Below are 18,280 nucleotides of genomic sequence, written 5' to 3'. Positions count from 1 at the left end.
TTAATTTGGCCAGTATCGCTTCGCGGCGTTCGGGTGAGTATTTCATAGGAACCTTTTCTTTGCCCCCATCTTAGGATGAGTTAAATTCTAACATCGGTAGAGGTTCCAACTAGTCTGACACAGGGGGTGATTACCCGCCCAATTTTCTTAAATATATTCCCCGGGCAGATGCCTTGCGGGTTTCTGCCAGTGTCTTGCATGAATGGATTGGGATTGGGTGGTATTGGCTGAAAGGCGTATGAGTTCGGCTTTTACCAAACTCAAAACCAATGCCCTAAAACTATAAAAAAGGGGCATAAAAACGGGCGGCGACATCCACGATTTTCTGTTTAATATCGGCATCTTTTCGGGCTGACCAAACCACGTCAGTGACTGACCGCTGAGTGTGTTTGAAGGGTATAAACCGTAAGTTTGGCAAACCGCAGTGTTGCATGCAGGCGGGCACAATCGAGACACCCAGATTTTGTGACACCAGACTGGTAATACTTAACCAGTGCCTGGCCTCGTCATTGGCCCTGGGGAAGAACCCGGCACTGACGCACATGGAGAGCAGCATTTCATAATACGCCGGAGACACCGAGCGGGAAAAGAAGATAAAGTTTTCGTGTTGCAAGTCTGCCAGATCCAGGCTTTTTTGGGTGGCAAGGGGGTTGCTTTGGTGCAGGCAAAGCAGGAAAGGCTCAATCATTAACGTCCGGCTTTTAATGCCAGCAGGAAGCTGGTTGGCATGGGTCAAGCCAATATCAATATTTCCCCTGTCGGTGTCGTGAATGATTTCACTGGAATTGGCTTCGGTCAGGCTAAATGTCATATCGGGAAAGAGCTGTTTCAATTCTGCAAGCAAGCCGGCAAGATTGCGATACATCATGGAGCCCACAAAGCCTATCCGTATATGCGGCCTGGCATCTGCATGATGCAGCGTATGTTTCAGTGAACTGGCATGGCCCAGAATAAACAGGGCTTCTTTATATAGGCGGATGCCGGCATTGGTCAGGGCCACTTGCCGGCTGTTGCGCTCAAACAGGACAAGATCCAGCTCCTGTTCCAGTTGCTTGATGGCAAAACTAAGGGGAGGCTGAGATATGTTCAGGCGCACGGCTGCCTTGCTGAAGTTCAGTTCTTCGGCAACCGCAACAAAGTACCGGAGGAGGCGAAGGTCAATATCCATTATCTATATTTTCTGTGTATGGATCTACATTAAAACAGTATTTTTGAATATACATCAATTTGTTTATCATAAGCGCATGATTCTATTCAAGTACATGTCAATAAAGGTGATTTCATGCAAGGCAATAATATTCCAGACAGTCGTGGCAGCAATTATTTCCGGATGGATCCGTATTCAGAATCCCTGTTGCGTACCTACCTGAAGCCAGACCTGTTCGCGCATCTGTTACCCGTATTTGACCGCTTGGGCCAGCAAATTGGTGATTCGCTGGATGAGCTGGCGGATATTGCCGACAAGAACCCGCCCGTGTTAACCGTGCGCAAGCGTAATGGCACTGATGGCGATAGTATCCATAAACATCCGGCTTATATTGAGCTGGAAAAAGTGGCTTATGCTCAACTGGGACTGGCTGCTATGTCGCACCGCAAAGGGGTGTTGGGTTGGAATGAGACCTTTCCGCCTGCTGCCAAGTATGCGCTGTCACACTTGTTTGTGCAGGCAGAGTTTGGCTTGTGCTGCCCGGTCAGCATGACCGACTCCCTGGCTCGTACCCTGAAAAAATATGGTGACCCCGAATTGGTGGAGCAGGTACTGCCGCAGGTGGCCAGCCAGGATTTTGACCAGCTTCAACAGGGTGCCATGTTCATGACGGAGCAGGCCGCTGGTTCGGATGTGAGTGCCACGCAAACGCTAGCCACACTGGCTGAAGATGGCAGCTGGCGCCTGTCGGGTGATAAATGGTTCTGTTCCAACCCGGATGCCGGTTTTGCCATGGTACTTGCCCGCAGTGAAGAGGCGGAAGGACTCAAAGGGGTGTCCCTGTTCCTGCTGCCAAAAATAAAGCCCGATGGCACACAAAACAACTACCGCCTGTTGCGTCTGAAAGACAAGCTGGGTACCCGTTCCATGGCCAGTGGTGAAATTCGCCTTGAAGGGGCTTTTGCCTGGTTGGTGGGTGAGCGTGGCCGGGGATTCCAGCAAATGGCCGATATGATCAACAATTCCCGCCTGTCTAACGGAATGCGGGCAGCTGGCTTAATGCGCCGGGCAGTGAGCGAGGCCATTTATTTTAGCCAGCACAGAACCGCGTTTGACAAAAGAATTATCGAAATGCCGCTCATGCAGCGACAGCTGGTGAAAATGATCATGCGTGCCGAGCAGGGCCGGTCGGTCATGTTCCAAACTGCACAGGCATTGGAACGCGCTGATAACGGTGAGCAGGAAGGCAAAAGCCTGGTACGGATCCTGACGCCATTAATTAAATTCAGGGCCTGCCGCGATGCCCGCACGGTGACTGGAGACGCAATGGAAGTGCGCGGTGGTTGTGGTTATATCGAAGAGTGGACAGAACCGCGCCTGCTGCGTGATGCGCATTTGGGTTCTATCTGGGAGGGCACCAGTAATATTGTGGCCCTGGATGTATTACGTGCCATACAGAAAAGTGATGGTCTGGCTGCCTTGCAACGGCATACCCAATATTTGCTGGAAAACGGCATGCCCTGCAAGGCGTCGTTGTATGAGTTGCAAACCCGCTGCATACAAAATGCGTTTGCACTGGCGGCCAGGGCGGCCGGTAACAACACGCCTGAACAAGCACGGCAGGTGGGTACTGCCTTGTATAACGTCATTTCAATGGCGGCCATGCGCTGGGAGGCTAAACAAACCGGCATGGAATCCCGTAATTTGCTGGCGGACCAGGTATTGCTGCACCGCCTGGCGCCTAAAGATCCGCTTGCGGAAGAATCATTCTGTGAAGAAAACGCGGCAATCCTGGCTTATGCCCTGTAAAGCGGCATAAACGAACACTGAGGAGACATTCAATGAAAAAACATATTAAAACGCTAATGATTGCATCAACCCTGATAGCGCTTGCCCCGCTAACGGTTCATGCTGACGCTAAAATTCAACTGGATTAAGAATAATGCATAATCAATTACCTACCCCCCATAGCGCGTTAACCGGCCTGACGGTAATAGACTTGACGCGAGTCCTGGGGGGACCATACTGCACCCAGATTCTGGCAGACCATGGTGCCAATGTGCTTAAAATAGAGCCGCCTTCAGGCGATGAAACACGGATGTGGGGCCCCCCGTTTGTGGGGGATACGGCGGCTTATTTTGTGGGGGTTAACCGGAATAAAGAGGGCATGAGCCTGGATTTGTCCCAGGAACAAGGCAGGGCATTTTTAAGAACCCTGCTGGCAGATGCCGATATTCTGATAGAAAACTTCAAGCCGGGCACCCTGGAAAAATGGGGAGTCGGCTACCAAACCTTGCAGCAGGAATTTCCCGCCCTGATCCATTGCTGCATTAGTGGTTTTGGGGCGGATGGTCCTTTGGGAGGACTGCCGGGCTATGATGCCTGTGCCCAGGCCATGTGTGGCCTGATGAGTGTGAATGGAGAAAAAAACGGGGAACCGCTTAGGGTTGGTTTGCCGGTCGTGGATATGGTAACGGGCCTGAATGCCGCGATTGCGATTTTGATGGCGGTGAATGAACGGCATACCAGTGGGCTGGGGCAGCATCTTGACATCACTTTGTATGACTGTGCTATTTCATTATTGCATCCGCATGCGCCCAATTATTTCAACAGTGGCAATATTCCGGGCAGAACCGGTAATGATCATCCCAATATTGCCCCCTATGAGTCTTATGCCACCGGCGAAGGGGAGATTTTTCTGGCAGTGGGTAATAACCGGCAATTTGCCCTGTTATGCCAGAAACTGAATCATCCGGCTCTGGCCGAAGATGCACGTTTCATTAATAACGCAGACAGGTTGCAAAACAGGCCGCAATTACGCGAGGTGCTTTCTGTGATTTTGCTTGATTACAAAGCCCAGGAACTGGCGCAGGCGCTGCTGGCATCTGGTGTTCCGGCCGCCCCCATTAATAATGTGGCCCAGCTGCTGGATCATCCGCATACAGCACACAGAAATATGGTTATTGAGCAGGAGGGTTACAAAGGGATTAACACCCCCATCAAGCTGTCCCGGACGCCCGCCCGTTTCAGAAAAGGGGCGCCCGCGTTACAGAAGCCCCTTATGTAAGACAGGTTCAATCTCAGCTTTTCAGGGCTTTTTCCAGCAAGGCGTTAACCACGTCGTTAGTGCTCATGTTTTGTGCAACTGCCTGAGAACGAATCTCTTCGATAAGTGTTTGTTTTATTTTGACTGGGAACGAGACCAAGCCTTGTGCCTGGTCAAGCTTGCGTTGTTCGCGGCGGTCAATTTGGACACCTGAATCGGTGGAAAAACGGCTGGGAATGCCTTCCTGTTTCATTTTTCCTACTGTTTTCAGGGCTTTTTGTTTTTCTAAATCGGTTTTTTTCATGCGGAATCTTTATTAAAGCGTTGTAATGGTAGAGGCGTTTTAGCGCATGAATGACTGTTTTTTAATTATGCCAGTATGCAAAAAAGCAGAGCAGATAATATCACTAATTTAAATTGCATGGGGCTTTTGTTGGAATGGCATGCATTTGTAATAATTATTATAGACGCTACCTGATTACAGTAGCGTCTATTAGATGTGCTAAAGATAAGCTATATTAACTGAAGTTAGTCGTTAATTAACAAATCTTCCAGTAGGTTGTTTGGATTTTCTGCCAGGTAGTTAGTAATAAACACCGGTCTTTTGCCACGGCCAGACCAAGTGGCTTCCGGATTATCTTTACTGCGATACTTGGCTTTAACCGGTTTTACGCTTTTGGCTTGTTTGCCAGTTAAACCTTCAGCAATAAGGGCGGGGTCTATACCCAGTGCCTGAGCCATTTTTTTACCTTCCTGGATATAGCGGCTCAGTTCTTCAGTGCGGATTTCATTAATACGCTTTTCCAGCAGGTTTTGTACCTCTACGATGTCGGTGGCAGAAGAAAGGTTGGAAACCAGAACTTCCAGAAATCGGACAGGTGTAATGTTATGTGTATTGATTAATTCATTAACAGACCCGATTAGCGGTTTATGTTCTTCTTTTGCGGATTCCAATGCGATGGTGTTTGACATATTGTTAGAGCCTTTTGAAATTGATTTTGATAAATAACTGGTTTCTGTTAGATAGTTAATAAGAAAAATTATTAACCATGTCAGAACGCTGAGCTTAATTATAGATAAAGTGGCTTTTATATGCTACTTGTAATTATAAAAATATTATTGTTATATTTACGTATGGCTGTTTATATCAATACATATAGATTTTTATTTGTATTTATTAATAACAAATTGTTTGTTTTTAATAAATACAAATGAATCAAAAATGGTTTTACTATTCGACTAATTAATTGGTTTAAAGACTATTAAGCGAAGTGGTTAATCCTGAAAGCCGGTCTCAGTATGATTAATAGTCAAGGTTTGGTCTTAGCGTAGAAGGGATAGCAGATAAAAACGTTGCCAATGCTTGTTGGCCAAATTTTACAAAACCGGGCAAAAACAAAACATGAATCAAAAAATAGGAGGATAATTCCACCTGTTTATCAAAAGTAAGTGCCGTTTTATATTTATCACTATCGGACCGACTATGTTTTACGTTTTTCCCAATCCCCAGGCTATTGCAGAGTATGTAAGTGGCTTGCTTATTGCCCAAATACAGAAAAAAAATAATGCGGTATTGGGCCTGGCTACAGGCAGTACCATGGAGCCTGTTTATGCCAAGCTGTGTGAGCAGGTTGCACAGCAAAATGTAGATGTATCGGGGTTAACCACTTTCAATCTGGATGAGTATATCGGATTGGGTAGCGATCACCCTCAAAGCTATCGTTACTATATGCGGCAGCATCTGTTCAATCGCCTGGCTTTTGTGCAGCATCGCACTTTCCTGCCAGATGGCTTGTGCGCAGATTCGTTACAGCAATGTGAGCAATACTCACGCCAAATCCAGCAGGCGGGCCATATAGATTTGCAACTGCTGGGTATTGGCAATAATGGTCATATCGGATTTAACGAGCCGGGCACCTCATTTGCCAGCCGTACCCATGTCGTGCCCCTGACTGAACAAACCCGGATAGATAACAGCCGTTTTTTTGATTCACTGGATGAAGTGCCTACTCAGGCCATTACGCTGGGTCTGCAGGACATCATGGAATCAAAGCAAATCATTTTGATTGCCACAGGAACCAACAAGGCGCAAATCATGGCTGAGCTGTATGAAAGCCCCGTCAGTGAGCAGTTGCCGGCCTCTGTTATTAAATCTCACCCCAATGCCCTTGTTTTGCTTGACGAACTGGCGGCGCAGTTCTTGCCTGCCGATTTGTGCAATGTGGCGGTAGTTTAATGCAATAAAGGCAGGCCAATGGCACAATATCTCTGTGTTAATTGGTATGCTCATTTCTTGTTTAAAGTTTAAACTGTAAGTACACCAAATGTTCCAGTCCCTGCTTCGTTTCCTTAAAATTGACCGTTTCACTTTCTTGCTGATTGTGGCAGTTATTATTGCCACGGTCTTGCCTGCCCATGGGCGGGGCATGCCGGTGGCACAAATGGCAACCAGCCTGGCCATTGCCCTGCTGTTTTTTCTGCACGGGGCGCGTCTGTCACGCCAGGCTATTATTGCCGGTGCCACCCACTGGCGCCTTCATCTGGTTATTTTTTCCTGTACCTTTATTATGTTTCCCCTGTTGGGGGTTGTGTTCAGGCCCGTTCTTGAACCCATGCTTACGCCTGATTTGTATAAAGGTGTCTTGTATCTGTGCGTGCTGCCAGCAACCGTACAATCGGCTATTGCCTTTACCTCGATTGCACGTGGCAATATTTCCGCAGCAGTCTGCAGTGCCTCATCGTCTAGTATTTTAGGTATTTTCATCACACCTATGCTGGTCAATCTGCTGATTGCCGACAGCAATGCTACCCACGACACGCAGCAGGCCCTTGACGCCATCTGGAAAATTACCCAGCAGCTCTTGCTTCCGTTTGTACTGGGTCATTTCAGCCGTCCCTTCACCGCTGGTTTTATCGGTGGCCATGGCTCTATCATGAAGTTTGTCGATCAGGGTTCGATTCTGCTGGTGGTATATGTGGCGTTTTCCGCAGCGGTCAATGAGGGCTTGTGGAGCCAGACCCCGCCGGTTGCCCTGCTGTCGCTAATCCTGGTTAGCACCGTGTTACTGGCTATTGTGCTGTTGCTGACCTCTTTTATTGGCAAACTGTTTGGTTTTTCGCTTGAAGACCGCATTACCCTGGTGTTTTGCGGCTCGAAAAAAAGTCTGGCCAGTGGTTTGCCAATGGCGCAGGTGCTGTTTGCCGGGCAGGCAGTGGGTGCTATCGTGCTGCCCCTGATGATTTTTCATCAGATCCAATTAATGGTTTGTGCATTTATTGCAGCCAGGCTGGCCACACGCACAGAGGTGGCTGTGTTTGATGAAGACGAGGCGATGCAGGCAGCCAAGTGAGTGTAAGTTACCGGTCTGGAAAGCGCACTGGTTGTCAACATAAGTTTGGCAACCGTTAATGGGATTTTCTTTGCCATACGCTTTCAAGCACAAGAATACGGGTTTGTAGATAATCCATTAGCTGTTTGGTGGCGGTTGAGGTGTATTTGTTTGAAATGACCAAAACCGGTTGGAATCCGTACCCTGATATACATAACTATTAATTCCTGAATAACGTAGCCAAAACGGTTCTGAGCCATTGGTTGGCAGGATCTTTATGAACCCGTTCGTGCCAAAAAAGCAAAATATCGTAGGGGTCTATCTTAACGGGTAAGGGCATGACACGTAATGGAATGATTTTTGCAAATTTTTTGGCCACTCTGCCGGGCATGGTAACCACGAGTTCAGAGCCCGGAATCAGAAAAGGTAGTGCAAGAAATTCGGGAACGACCAAGTTGCTCTGCCGGATAATATTTTGCTGTAACAGGTGTTGGTCCAAACGCCAATGGGCCATGCCACTGGAATTTGCCAAACCATGCTTTGCTTTTTTATAAGCATCCAGTGTCATGCCATTTTCAAAAAGAGGGTTGTTCGGGTCAGCAATGCAGACATATTCTTCATGAAATAACAACCGTTGATAAAAACCATTAGTCATGGTGGTGATATGGCCAATCGCGGTATCAACATGCCCTGACTCCAGTGCCTGGTTTTGGTTTTTCTCAGGTAAGCGCTCAACATGAATGGTGATGCCTGGTGCATTCAGGCGTAGATATTCCAGCAAGCCGGGTAGCAGTTCAATTTGACCGGCTTCACTCATATAAATCGTGAAAGTATGCGTAGATGTTTTTGGGTCAAAAAGTTTCTTCCCTTCCAGCCCGGTATGAATCAATTGAAGTGCTTCGCTGATGGCAACGCATAAAATTTCTCCATAGGGCGTGGGTTCCATGCCTTGTGAAGTCCTGACAAAAATCGGGTCTTGCAATACTTGTCTTAATCGACCTAAAGAGTGACTGGCGGCAGATTGGGTCATTCCGACCTGATCGGCCGCTAATGTAATTCGCCGTGTTTTTGAAATCGCATCCAAAAGTCGCAATTGCGTGAATTCAAGTTTATCAATATGCATGGTATTCATAATTGTTATGAGTCTGTATATATCGACATGAGTGTAGTCTGAAAAGTACTATCTCTACATGGAATTTGATGTGGATCAGTTTTTAACGATTTTTATTTAAAAATTGTGACCATACAAATCAGGTAACTTAACAGAAGGAAGCGAGGCATATGATTATCAATCATGATAATGGCAAATGTAAATCAGCGGATATTGTCTTGAATTATCGATTGTTCGGAAACGAACAGACTATTAATGGCAATGAAAAAACGCCTGTGTTATTCATTCACGGACTTTCCTATTTTTCATATGACTGGCTCGAATTCGGTTCAGAACTGTGTGTGGATCGTTTGGGATGTGCCATGGATATGCGTGGCTTTGGTGACTCAAGCGAAAGTGTCGATGATGATTATTCAATTCCCTCCATGGCGGAGGATATCAAGAATTTACTGGATCATTTGGGTTGGGAAAAAGTGATTCTTGTTGCTCATTCAATGGGCGCAAGAAGTGCATCTTATTTTACCCGGAACAATCCTGAATATGTAAAAGGTTTGGTGCTGGTTGACTGGTCTCCTGAGAATGCCCCTGCCGGCTCGAAAAGGGTTGCCACAACAGTGGCCAATATGCCGGATGCTTTTGTAGACTTAAAAGAGGTCATGAAGTATTTTGGGACAGATCCTGATTCCCCGGATGGGCAAGACAAACTTGAACGTTTTAAAGCTTATACCAAACCGGTAGAAGCAGGTGACCGTATAACCATTAAACGATCCGGTTTTTTTAAACAACAATTCATCAAACAACTGGAATCGGGTAACGCCCCTAAACGGGGTGTCGATTTATGGGAGGTGGTACGCGCAATCCAAGTGCCGGTTTTGTTATTAAGAGGTACCCGTTCTGATTTATTTGCCGCCGAAACACTGCCCAAAATGCTTGATAGCAACGCTTTAATTCAAGCACAGGAAATTGACGCAGGCCACTATATCATTGGTGATAATCCGGTGATGTCGCTTGAGTCCATGAGTACATTTATTCAATCCCTGGAGACAAAATGAAACAAATACTGAAAAATTCGCCACCTACACGGGGTATTGATCATCTGGCTTTTGTGACGGATGATTTGCCCGCTACGATGGGTTTTTACACCAAAGTATTACAGATGAAGCTGGTCCATGTACGCAGAGTGCCATTTGAAATGGACCGGGGGCAGCCACCGTATGATAATTTGCGTCATTATTTTTTTGATATGGGACATGATCAGCTATTGGCGTTTTTTGAATATCCGCAAGGTCTTGACAAACAAAACCGGGATTTGCCAGGCGGCATGCAACACGTGGCTTTTTATGTTCCACCCGAGAAGTTTGATGACCTGATTGAAAACGTAAAAGCGCAAAATGTTAATGTTATTGGCCCTGTAGCCTTGGGAGGGCGCTTTTGGTCTGCTTATTTTTATGATCCAAACGGTATACGGCTGGAATTGGCTACTACGCGACTATCAACGCCCGGGGGAATTGTGGAGTCTGTTTATCAATCAGAAGAAGAAGCCAGAAAAGAGCTTGAAACCCTGTTCGATGATCCGGAGACGGTTGATTATTGGTTGAGCCAGATGCCATTAAAACATCAATAATAAATTAGAATAAAAAAATAACAAGGAGACAAATAAATGTATGAAAACATGCGTATTTCAAGAAGAAATTTTACGCTAGGAGCGATAGCTTTAGCCGCACAAATGGGTATTGGAAGTGTAAGGGCAGAAGAGGTTATTTCAACACTGGTTGGTTTTCCGGCGGGAGGAGCTATAGATACAACTGCACGGGTTTATGCCAATGCCATGAAAAAACATGCGACCTTTGTTGTTGAAAATCGCGCGGGCGCTGCGGGTAACATTGCCGCCAGTTCATTGGCTAAAGCCAGGTTGAATGGGAATACGATCATGTTTGCTCCGGTAAATGTATACAGTATTTCCCAATCCTTATATTCTAATTTGCAATTTAATGTTGAAGAGGATTTTGCACCGGTTGGCCTTGTTGCCCAGTTCCCGTGGGCCTTGGCGGTGCATCCGGACGTTCCTGCCAATAATTTGTCCGAGTTGATTTTATGGTTAAAGAAAAATCAGGAAAAAGCGATCTGTGGCATGGGGGCCATTGGAAGCGAAGGTCATATGATGGCTTATGTGTTTTCAAAAGTGGCCGGCGTCTCTTTGAACTTTGCACCTTACAAAGGCGGCGCGCCCATGGCCCAGGATTTGATGGCTGGACATATTCCCATGGGGTTTGATCCCATCGTTAATCTGGTGCAGCCTCATAAGGCGGGTCGTCTGAAAATACTGGCCATCACCAGTGAAGAGCGTTCTTCGTTGGTAGAAAATATTCCGGTTTTTAATGAACTGGGTTTTCCATTGTCTACCGGCAATACCTGGATAGGGGTATCTGTCAGAAAAGGCACTGATGAAACGAAGATTAATAAGTTGTCATCAGTACTCAATGAAGCCGCCAGGCAAAGTGAGGTCCGTGAAAAATTGGCAGTCCAAGGACTGGTGACATTGCAAAGTTCTCCTGAAGACATGAAAAAAACCATTGAGCATGATGCAAAACGATATGCATCATTAATTCAAGAAATCGGATTGAAAATTAATTGATGAGTAATATGAATCAGTTTTCCTATACGACGTATCCCCAGAAAGTAATTTTTGGGGAGAGCTCTTTGCTTGAATTGGCCGTAGAAGTGAAAACGGCCGGATATAAGCGGATCTTGCTGGTGACCAGCGGTTCAGGCCATGGTTATGCAGAAAAATTGATGTCGCTTTTATCAGCCTGTCATGTTCGGGTTTTTGATAAAGCTGTCATGCACGTGCCCATTGAATATGTAGAGCAGGCTATCAAGGTTGGCCATGAACATAATACGGATTGCGTGATTGCTATCGGGGGCGGATCGGCGATTGGGATGGGAAAGGCGCTGGCTTTGAAAACCGGCGTCCCTGTTATTGCCATCCCGGTTACCTATGCCGGTTCGGAAATGACGCAAATTTACGGGTTGACTGAAGCAAACATCAAAACAACCGGAAGATCACCGGTGGTGTTGCCGGGGCTGGTTATTTATGACCCCTTGCTAAGCCTTAATTTACCCCTGGATCTGACAGTGGTTAGCGGGATCAATGCAATTGCCCATGCGGTTGAAAGCCTGTATGCCCATGATCGTAGCCCAATTACCGAGTCATTTGCCATTCAGGGGGTTTTGTCATTAATGAAAGCGATTCCGGTTATTGAGCAGTGTTTGTCAGAGGGAGCCGTTTCCACTAAAGCTTATGTAAATGCACGATCCCAGGCGTTATATGGCGCCTGGATGTGTGGTGCTGTTTTGGGCAGTACAAGTATGGGCTTGCATCATAAATTGTGCCATGTGCTGGGTGGCAGTTTTAACTTGCCTCATGCCTCGTTGCATACCGTAATGCTGCCACATGCCATTGCATATAATCAATCTGAAACCTCTGGTCAGTTGCAGAAATTGAACAAGGCTTTAGAGGTTGCCGATCTTGCGCAGACCATGTTTGAGTTTTCCGCAAGGCATGGTGCAAGTGTTGCTTTGAAAGAACTGGGCATGCATGAAAAAGACCTGGATCTTGCCTGTGAGTTGGCAATGCAGAAGGAGTACCCAAACCCCAGGAAAATCGAACAGAAACCACTGCGGCAATTACTTCAAAATGCCTATGAGGGATTGCCTCCTGAGCGGGGTATATAAAGTACCTTGGTTGGCTGTTGTAGTGTAAAAACAGCGTAACCGAATGTTCGTCAGTATCTTCGTACTATGGCAAGCAATGTGAATATAGCCATTCGGTTACGGGTTTGTATTACGAATTTAAGAAGCAAACAATTATTTTCGCCAATAATTGTTTGCCGCCGCCACCGTTTGAAAATTAATCGCAATAACCTGTGATGAAGCGATCAGGTCTTCTACATTATTGGCATATTCGGGGCGTAATTTTTTAAGTGTATCCGGGTCGGGTTGGGTATATTTCACACCGCGTCGGCTTAGCGTGATGGCCAGTTCGAATCCTTCCTGTGGTGTAGCGGTAATAAGTGTTGAAAGCCATTGATCAGACATATTGTGTTCTCCTTTCAAGAAACCGGTTACTACAGGTAGAGGTTAGCACGAATCCACAACTGGAGGAATGGGTGGCAATTGACGTTTGGAAGTGGAAGACTGGTTGACACATACTTAATGCATAAATAAAAAACTTAATTGTTCCTGTAAAAATTGCGTCAAGGTTTTTATGGCCGCCGAAGACAAGTGCGGTTTTGGGGTGGTGAGAATATAAAGCGCGGAATCGAATGCCACAATATTCATGTCGGGGATAAGGGTTTTAAGCGTTCCCTTGACGATATCCTGTTCAATAATATAACTGGGAAGAAGCGTGACGCCTAGATCATTTCTTGCCGCTTCAAGCAGAAATCTGAAATTTTCTGATTGTAGCTTTGGATTCATTTTTATTTTGAATGTTTCCTCATTGGAGATCAAGGTAAGTGTTTCATAGGCCTTGTTGTTGGAAGGGCATAAATAATCAAGATTGGAAAATTTTTCAATATGCGTTGTATTAACCTTGTTTTTCCTTAAATAATAAGGTGATGCACAAAGTCGCCATGTAATATCACTGATTTTTTTGGCAACATAGTCTTTGGGCGGTGTGGAGATGACCCGGACAGCGACATCAATTTGCGATTCTATCAAATCAGTGACCCGATTCGAAAACAGAATCTGCAAATTCAATTGCGGATACTTTTTTTTGAATTCAATGAGCATGGGTTGCAAAATCAACTCCCCCAAACCGGTTGGAACGCTTAAGCGGACATTGCCCATGGGTTCGGCCCCCAGACGTTGGATTTCCTGTTGGGCCATTTCTATTTCCCTGAGCATGCTAATGCCATGCTCATACAGCACTTCACCTTGCTGGGTTAATTCAAGCCGTCGCGTGGAACGTCTGATAAGCTGTGTGTTTAATAGCGTCTCCAGTTTTTTAAGGTTTTTGCTAACCTGGGATTTGGTGATCCCGTGGCGTGTGGCTGCCTCACTAAGCGTACCGGTATCTATGATGGTAACGAAAAGCCGTACCAGATTCATATCAAAATTCTGGATGTTGAACATATTTGATGCCTTTTAATCGGTCTATTGTTTCCCTGTACGAAACATATATTACCTGTTTAGTTGCATTGTTTCCATATTGGCCTGCTGATACACTGATCTGACAGGAGACAATACAATGCAAAATGAAATTTTTTCACCTCAATTATTTAAAAATCAAAGTGTCTTGATTACCGGTGGCGGCACCGGTTTGGGCTTTGGCATGGCTGACAGGCTGGCCAGCCTAGGGGCCACGCTGCATTTATGTGGTCGAAGACAGGAAGTTATTGAGCAAGCTGCTCACAGCCTTAAGGAAAAATACCCGGATACCGACATATTTGCCCACTCCCTGGATATTCGCGATGCGGACATGGTAGAGGCATTGGTTCAGAAAATTTGGGATGAGCATGGCGGTGTTGATGCGTTAATCAATAATGCGGCAGGCAATTTTATCTGTCCAACCGAAGACCTTACGATTAACGGTTTCAAGGCCATTACAGAAACCGTGCTTAACGGAACATTTTATGTTACTCAAGCAGTAGGCAAACGCTGGATTGAAAGTAAGCGTCCCGGGTCTGTTCTTTCTATTGTTGTGACATGGGTCTGGACTGGATCACCTTTTGTTGTGCCTTCGGCCATGTCCAAATCAGCGGTAGATACCATGACAAAGTCTTTGGCCATTGAGTGGGGCAGGCATGGTATTCGTTTTAATGCCATTGCACCGGGTGTTATTCCTACCGAAGGCGCTTCTGCACGCTTGCGCCCTGTTGATGATAATACCGAGAATCTGGTTAAACAAAATCCCATGCAGCGACTTGGTCAGATGAATGATCTTGCCCAATTGGCTGCTTTTTTACTATGCCCTCAAAATAGCTGGATCAATGGGCAAACTATTGCCCTGGATGGTGGTGATTGGTTGGCCAATGGTGCGTACTTCAAACAGTACTTTGAATGGAGCAAAGAAGACTGGGAAAAAGCCCGTGAAGTTATCAAGGCAAAAACCAAAGGTGCGAAGTGAGGCAGAAAGACATGACAGGATTGATCGTTATCGGAACTAAAGAAGTTGCTATTGATGATGTCAATGTGAATGCTAGAAAGCTGGCGTCAGGGTTTGACTCTTTGCAGATTGAGGAAGGTAATGTTATTGCCGTCATGCTCAGGAACTCTCAGGAATATCTGGAAGTCATTAATGCCAGCAGACAGATAGGTACGTATTATTGCCCAATAAACTGGCATTTTACTGTTGAAGAGGTGAAACATATTTTGCATGACAGTGGGGCCCATGCGCTTATTATCCAGTCTGAGTTTTGGGGTAATGTAAAAAAAGTGGTTCCGCCAGAAATGCCGGTGATTATCGTTGGTGAGCCTATTAATACCAGACATGACGCCAAGGATACTTTGCTCCACTATGAGTCATGGCGTGACAGCTTCAAGGAACGTGCCGTTTATTCAAAGAGCCCACGGGGTCATATGGCTTATACCTCGGGCACAACCGGCAAGCCTAAAGGCGTCGTACGCATCCCGTTCAAAAAAGAAGAGATGGATGCGAAGCAAAAAGAATTGCAAGTCATCGTGAAACAGACATTGGGTCTTGAGCAGGGATGCCGTGCCTTGTTGCCTGCCCCGTTGTATCACAGTGCACCCAGCCTTTTTGCACAAATTGCACTGCAAGTGTGTGATGTGTTTGTGTTGACTGAAAAATTTGATCCGGTTGAACTGTTAAAACTCATTGAAAAATACAGGATAGAAGTTGTTTATCTGGTTCCCATCATGTATGTCAGACTGTTGAAGCTGGATGAAAGTGTGCGTAAACAATACGATATTTCATCTGTACGGTTTATTGCTTCAACAGGGGCACCGTGCGCTCCGGAAGTTAAACGGGCAATGATTGAATGGTTTGGCCCCGTTGTTTATGAAACCTATGCCTCTAGCGAAGCGGGGTTGATTACCCTTGTTGATTCTATTCAGGCTTTAAATAAACCCGGTACAGCCGGCTTGCCGGTAGGGCAGGCGGTGGTCAAAATTTACGATGAGGCAGGTCAGGAGTGTACAAGAGGCGAGGTGGGGCATATTCATGTTCGTCAATATTCCTATACCGATTTTTATTATCGAAACAATCCCGAAGCCAGACAGCAAGTCGAAAGGGATGGTTTGATTAATCTTGGTGATATTGGCTACCTTGACAATGATGGTTATTTATTTGTGTGTGACCGGAATTCGGATTTGGTGATATCTGGGGGCGTGAATATATATCCCGCAGAAATAGAACATCAAATTCTGCAATATTCTGGTGTGGCTGATTGCGCTGTATTGGGTATTCCGGATGATGAGTTTGGTGAAACTTTGCTTGCTTATATACAACCTTATGAAAATACGGGTTTACAGGTGGAAGACTTGCGTGAATGGCTTAAACAACGGCTGGCCAAATATAAAATCCCCAAACAGTTGCTTATCAAGCATGATTTGCCCCGGGATGATAATGGAAAAATTTACAAGCGTTTTCTGCGTGATAAGTTTTGGGAGGGGAAAGCCAGAAAAGTTTAAATTGAAATAAATAAGGCTGTTAGGAAAGTTAAAAAATATTATTAGATTAGGAGATATATTCATGATGATGACATTCACCAAAAAAATGATGTTGGCTTTAGGCTTGTGTATTGGCAGCATTGGTACCGTACATGCGGCTTACCCCGAAATGCCCGTAAAATTGGTGGTTCCCTATACACCAGCAGGTGCGGCAGATCAGCTAGCAAGAGCTTTGGCAGAAAGTGTAGGCAAATATTTAAACCAGTCCGTTGTGGTGGATAACAAGCCAGGTGCCAGCACTCGCATAGGGGCCTCATTTGTTGCCCGTTCAAAGGCAGATGGTTACACGCTTTTCATGGCCAGTAATTCAAGTATGGTGTTGAACTCCATGCTGTACAAAAATATGCCGTATGACCCACAGCGTGATTTTGAATTGATCGCCATCGTTGCGGAAATGCCATTGGTTGTCATTACCAATGAAAAAACTGGCTTGAAAACATTAAACGAGTTTGTTGAGGCTGCCAGAAAAGACCCAGCCAAATTGAACTATGCATCAATCGGAACGGGCAATCCCTTACAACTGGCTACCGAGTTGCTTTTGAGCAAATATGATATTGAGGTAGTCCATGTCCCATTCAATGGCAGCTCACCCGCATTGACTTCTATCATGGCCAACGATACCCAGTTGATGGTTGATGGCATAAGTACTTCCTTGCCATTAATTAAAGATAAACGTGTTAATGCCTTGGCGGTAACAACCGCAAAAAGGCTGGATGTACTGCCAGACATCCCCACTGTTGCCGAACTTGGTAACCCGGATTACCAGGCATCAACCTGGTTTGGTATTGCGGCTCCTAAAGGCACGTCCAAAGAGACAATAAATACTTTGCAAACTGCCATTAATAATACTTTGCAGAATGAGGAGTTCCAGAAGAAATTTGAGGCTTTGGGTCTTTACATCCAGGTTCCGCGTACCAGCGAGGAAATTGCCTTGTTCACAGATGAAGATAGAAAACGCTGGAAAACAGTTATTGATAAAAACCAGATTTTCTTGGATTAAACAGAGCAAAAAGACGAGGGGGCATTAGAAGTTTCGTGTTCAAGGTGATTGAAGAATTACACGATAAGTTTAATAAAACGATCTTCATAGAGGATAGTAAATTGAGTCATAACCTGTTTCCAGTCCTTGACGGGTAGTTTTCCCGGAAAATAAACGTATTTAAAGGTAGGGTTTTCTCTTCATGGAATCAGGGGGGTAGCATGAAGACCTTACCCTTTACCGATAGCCAAATTATTGGGAGACTATCATTTAGCCTGGCATTTCCAACAACGGCTACTTTATGTTTTTCAGGCCTTCCAGCACTAACGTGGTGGCCACGTCGGCATACTCTTCGCGTGTGATGGGGCCGTTGGGCTTGAACCACATGTAAACCCAGTTGAGCATACCAAATAAGGACATGGTTACCGGTTTAAGTAAAGGGCGATTATTATTGATCTCGGGGTTAATGTCGTGAAGGGTATTGGCAATCCGCATCACGATGCGCCTTTCCAGTTCATTGATTTCGTTGGTTTCTTCTTCTGCCAGCAAACCGCGACAATTTAATTGAACAATATGCTTGTCATCGGCATCACGGTAGCATTCCAGTATTTGACGGACCAGTTTACGCAGGCGCAGTTCAGGCAAGTCGTTGTGCGACTCATCGGCAACGGCTTGCAATGCCTGATCCAGCTCTTCCAGATGTGAGCGGATAATATCAAAGATCAACGCACTTTTACTGGGGTAATAGTGGTAAAGAAGTGCTTTGGAAACCTTACTGCGGGCAGCAATTTGTGACATGGAAGCTTTTTCCATGCCCAATTCTGCAAAAACTGCGGCAGCATTAACCAGGATGTGAAGTTGTTTTTCCTCGAAATTTGCTGCGCGGGCGCGTGCCATACTGATTGACTGTCCTATAAAAATAAAAACCAAAAACGCTATTCTAGCTTACTTCTGATTGGGGATTATACCTAGA

18 protein-coding genes are annotated in these 18,280 nt (G+C 45.7%); 11 read left to right on the top strand and 7 right to left on the bottom strand.

Annotated features, from left to right (window positions below):
• Window positions 1-280 precede the first annotated feature (280 nt).
• Window positions 281-1,168: a LysR family transcriptional regulator gene (locus JHL22_RS14540; protein ID WP_200239060.1), complete on the bottom strand. Its 888-nt coding sequence runs from the start codon at window positions 1,166-1,168 to the stop codon at window positions 281-283.
• Between the two features lie 114 nt (window positions 1,169-1,282).
• Between JHL22_RS14540 and JHL22_RS14535 the strand changes: the two genes are divergently transcribed.
• Together JHL22_RS14535 and JHL22_RS14530 are read left to right on the top strand one after the other, a co-directional pair.
• A complete protein-coding gene (locus JHL22_RS14535) occupies window positions 1,283-2,956 on the top strand; it encodes an acyl-CoA dehydrogenase family protein (protein ID WP_200239057.1) in 1,674 nt (557 codons plus the stop codon).
• Between the two features lie 133 nt (window positions 2,957-3,089).
• Window positions 3,090-4,214: a CaiB/BaiF CoA transferase family protein gene (locus tag JHL22_RS14530; protein ID WP_200239052.1), complete on the top strand. Its 1,125-nt coding sequence runs from the start codon at window positions 3,090-3,092 to the stop codon at window positions 4,212-4,214.
• A 13-nt stretch (window positions 4,215-4,227) separates the two neighbouring features.
• Here the strand turns inward: JHL22_RS14530 and JHL22_RS14525 are convergent, their stop codons facing one another.
• Together JHL22_RS14525 and JHL22_RS14520 are read right to left on the bottom strand one after the other, a co-directional pair.
• Window positions 4,228-4,497: a hypothetical protein gene (locus JHL22_RS14525; protein ID WP_200239049.1), complete on the bottom strand. Its 270-nt coding sequence runs from the start codon at window positions 4,495-4,497 to the stop codon at window positions 4,228-4,230.
• A gap of 224 nt (window positions 4,498-4,721) precedes the next feature.
• Entirely contained in the window at window positions 4,722-5,165 is a 444-nt protein-coding gene (locus JHL22_RS14520) for an H-NS histone family protein (protein WP_200239046.1), read from the bottom strand.
• 511 nt (window positions 5,166-5,676) lie between these two features.
• Here JHL22_RS14520 and nagB point away from each other — a divergent pair.
• Together nagB and JHL22_RS14510 are read left to right on the top strand one after the other, a co-directional pair.
• On the top strand, window positions 5,677-6,429 hold the full coding sequence (nagB, locus tag JHL22_RS14515; protein WP_200239043.1) for a glucosamine-6-phosphate deaminase: 753 nt from the start codon (window positions 5,677-5,679) through the stop codon (window positions 6,427-6,429).
• Between the two features lie 88 nt (window positions 6,430-6,517).
• Entirely contained in the window at window positions 6,518-7,543 is a 1,026-nt protein-coding gene (locus JHL22_RS14510) for a bile acid:sodium symporter family protein (RefSeq protein ID WP_200239040.1), read from the top strand.
• Window positions 7,544-7,742: 199 nt separating this feature from the next.
• Here the strand turns inward: JHL22_RS14510 and JHL22_RS14505 are convergent, their stop codons facing one another.
• On the bottom strand, window positions 7,743-8,645 hold the full coding sequence (locus JHL22_RS14505) for a LysR family transcriptional regulator (RefSeq protein ID WP_200239038.1): 903 nt from the start codon (window positions 8,643-8,645) through the stop codon (window positions 7,743-7,745).
• 158 nt (window positions 8,646-8,803) lie between these two features.
• Here JHL22_RS14505 and JHL22_RS14500 point away from each other — a divergent pair, with 158 nt between their 5' ends.
• Genes JHL22_RS14500 through JHL22_RS14485 form a run of 4 tightly spaced genes read left to right on the top strand, consistent with a single transcriptional unit; the run spans window position 8,804 to window position 12,368 of the window.
• Window positions 8,804-9,685 carry an alpha/beta fold hydrolase gene (locus JHL22_RS14500; protein WP_200239036.1) on the top strand — a complete coding sequence of 294 codons (882 nt, stop codon included), beginning with the start codon at window positions 8,804-8,806 and terminating at the stop codon, window positions 9,683-9,685.
• Window positions 9,682-10,257 carry a VOC family protein gene (locus JHL22_RS14495; RefSeq protein WP_200239033.1) on the top strand — a complete coding sequence of 192 codons (576 nt, stop codon included), beginning with the start codon at window positions 9,682-9,684 and terminating at the stop codon, window positions 10,255-10,257. Before JHL22_RS14500 ends, JHL22_RS14495 begins: the two co-directional genes overlap by 4 nt.
• A gap of 36 nt (window positions 10,258-10,293) precedes the next feature.
• Window positions 10,294-11,268: a Bug family tripartite tricarboxylate transporter substrate binding protein gene (locus tag JHL22_RS14490; RefSeq protein WP_200239029.1), complete on the top strand. Its 975-nt coding sequence runs from the start codon at window positions 10,294-10,296 to the stop codon at window positions 11,266-11,268.
• Window positions 11,268-12,368, top strand: a complete 1,101-nt coding sequence (locus JHL22_RS14485) for a maleylacetate reductase (RefSeq protein ID WP_329610674.1) — start codon at window positions 11,268-11,270, stop codon at window positions 12,366-12,368. Before JHL22_RS14490 ends, JHL22_RS14485 begins: the two co-directional genes overlap by 1 nt.
• 132 nt (window positions 12,369-12,500) lie before the next feature.
• Here JHL22_RS14485 and JHL22_RS14480 read toward each other — a convergent pair whose 3' ends face one another.
• Complete coding sequence (locus JHL22_RS14480) at window positions 12,501-12,731, bottom strand: hexameric tyrosine-coordinated heme protein (RefSeq protein WP_200239022.1); 231 nt, start codon at window positions 12,729-12,731, stop codon at window positions 12,501-12,503.
• Between the two features lie 114 nt (window positions 12,732-12,845).
• On the bottom strand, window positions 12,846-13,769 hold the full coding sequence (locus JHL22_RS14475) for a LysR family transcriptional regulator (RefSeq protein WP_200239019.1): 924 nt from the start codon (window positions 13,767-13,769) through the stop codon (window positions 12,846-12,848).
• 127 nt (window positions 13,770-13,896) lie between these two features.
• Between JHL22_RS14475 and JHL22_RS14470 the strand changes: the two genes are divergently transcribed.
• The 3 genes from JHL22_RS14470 to JHL22_RS14460 all read left to right on the top strand — a co-directional run bounded on the left by JHL22_RS14470 (window position 13,897) and on the right by JHL22_RS14460 (window position 17,328).
• Complete coding sequence (locus JHL22_RS14470) at window positions 13,897-14,763, top strand: SDR family oxidoreductase (protein ID WP_200239063.1); 867 nt, start codon at window positions 13,897-13,899, stop codon at window positions 14,761-14,763.
• Between the two features lie 11 nt (window positions 14,764-14,774).
• Window positions 14,775-16,289, top strand: a complete 1,515-nt coding sequence (locus JHL22_RS14465) for an AMP-binding protein (RefSeq protein WP_200239016.1) — start codon at window positions 14,775-14,777, stop codon at window positions 16,287-16,289.
• A 61-nt stretch (window positions 16,290-16,350) separates the two neighbouring features.
• Window positions 16,351-17,328 carry a Bug family tripartite tricarboxylate transporter substrate binding protein gene (locus tag JHL22_RS14460; protein ID WP_200239013.1) on the top strand — a complete coding sequence of 326 codons (978 nt, stop codon included), beginning with the start codon at window positions 16,351-16,353 and terminating at the stop codon, window positions 17,326-17,328.
• Between the two features lie 273 nt (window positions 17,329-17,601).
• Here the strand turns inward: JHL22_RS14460 and JHL22_RS14455 are convergent, their stop codons facing one another.
• Complete coding sequence (locus JHL22_RS14455) at window positions 17,602-18,204, bottom strand: TetR/AcrR family transcriptional regulator (protein ID WP_200239010.1); 603 nt, start codon at window positions 18,202-18,204, stop codon at window positions 17,602-17,604.
• Between the last annotated feature and the right edge of the window lie 76 nt (window positions 18,205-18,280).

The organism is Advenella mandrilli (genome assembly GCF_016595155.1).
GTDB classification, from domain to species: domain Bacteria; phylum Pseudomonadota; class Gammaproteobacteria; order Burkholderiales; family Burkholderiaceae_B; genus Advenella; species Advenella mandrilli.
Note: the sequence above shows the minus strand (reverse complement) of the source record. Positions and strands in the feature narration are given on the sequence as shown.

Coding starts and splice junctions, on each gene's coding strand:
- JHL22_RS14540 (WP_200239060.1), bottom strand. CDS start 1,168: ATGGATATTGACCTTCGCCTCCTCCGGTACTTTGTTGCGGTTGCCGAA.
- JHL22_RS14535 (WP_200239057.1), top strand. CDS start 1,283: ATGCAAGGCAATAATATTCCAGACAGTCGTGGCAGCAATTATTTCCGG.
- JHL22_RS14530 (WP_200239052.1), top strand. CDS start 3,090: ATGCATAATCAATTACCTACCCCCCATAGCGCGTTAACCGGCCTGACG.
- JHL22_RS14525 (WP_200239049.1), bottom strand. CDS start 4,497: ATGAAAAAAACCGATTTAGAAAAACAAAAAGCCCTGAAAACAGTAGGA.
- JHL22_RS14520 (WP_200239046.1), bottom strand. CDS start 5,165: ATGTCAAACACCATCGCATTGGAATCCGCAAAAGAAGAACATAAACCG.
- nagB (WP_200239043.1), top strand. CDS start 5,677: ATGTTTTACGTTTTTCCCAATCCCCAGGCTATTGCAGAGTATGTAAGT.
- JHL22_RS14510 (WP_200239040.1), top strand. CDS start 6,518: ATGTTCCAGTCCCTGCTTCGTTTCCTTAAAATTGACCGTTTCACTTTC.
- JHL22_RS14505 (WP_200239038.1), bottom strand. CDS start 8,645: ATGCATATTGATAAACTTGAATTCACGCAATTGCGACTTTTGGATGCG.
- JHL22_RS14500 (WP_200239036.1), top strand. CDS start 8,804: ATGATTATCAATCATGATAATGGCAAATGTAAATCAGCGGATATTGTC.
- JHL22_RS14495 (WP_200239033.1), top strand. CDS start 9,682: ATGAAACAAATACTGAAAAATTCGCCACCTACACGGGGTATTGATCAT.
- JHL22_RS14490 (WP_200239029.1), top strand. CDS start 10,294: ATGTATGAAAACATGCGTATTTCAAGAAGAAATTTTACGCTAGGAGCG.
- JHL22_RS14485 (WP_329610674.1), top strand. CDS start 11,268: ATGAGTAATATGAATCAGTTTTCCTATACGACGTATCCCCAGAAAGTA.
- JHL22_RS14480 (WP_200239022.1), bottom strand. CDS start 12,731: ATGTCTGATCAATGGCTTTCAACACTTATTACCGCTACACCACAGGAA.
- JHL22_RS14475 (WP_200239019.1), bottom strand. CDS start 13,769: ATGTTCAACATCCAGAATTTTGATATGAATCTGGTACGGCTTTTCGTT.
- JHL22_RS14465 (WP_200239016.1), top strand. CDS start 14,775: ATGACAGGATTGATCGTTATCGGAACTAAAGAAGTTGCTATTGATGAT.
- JHL22_RS14460 (WP_200239013.1), top strand. CDS start 16,351: ATGATGATGACATTCACCAAAAAAATGATGTTGGCTTTAGGCTTGTGT.
- JHL22_RS14455 (WP_200239010.1), bottom strand. CDS start 18,204: ATGGCACGCGCCCGCGCAGCAAATTTCGAGGAAAAACAACTTCACATC.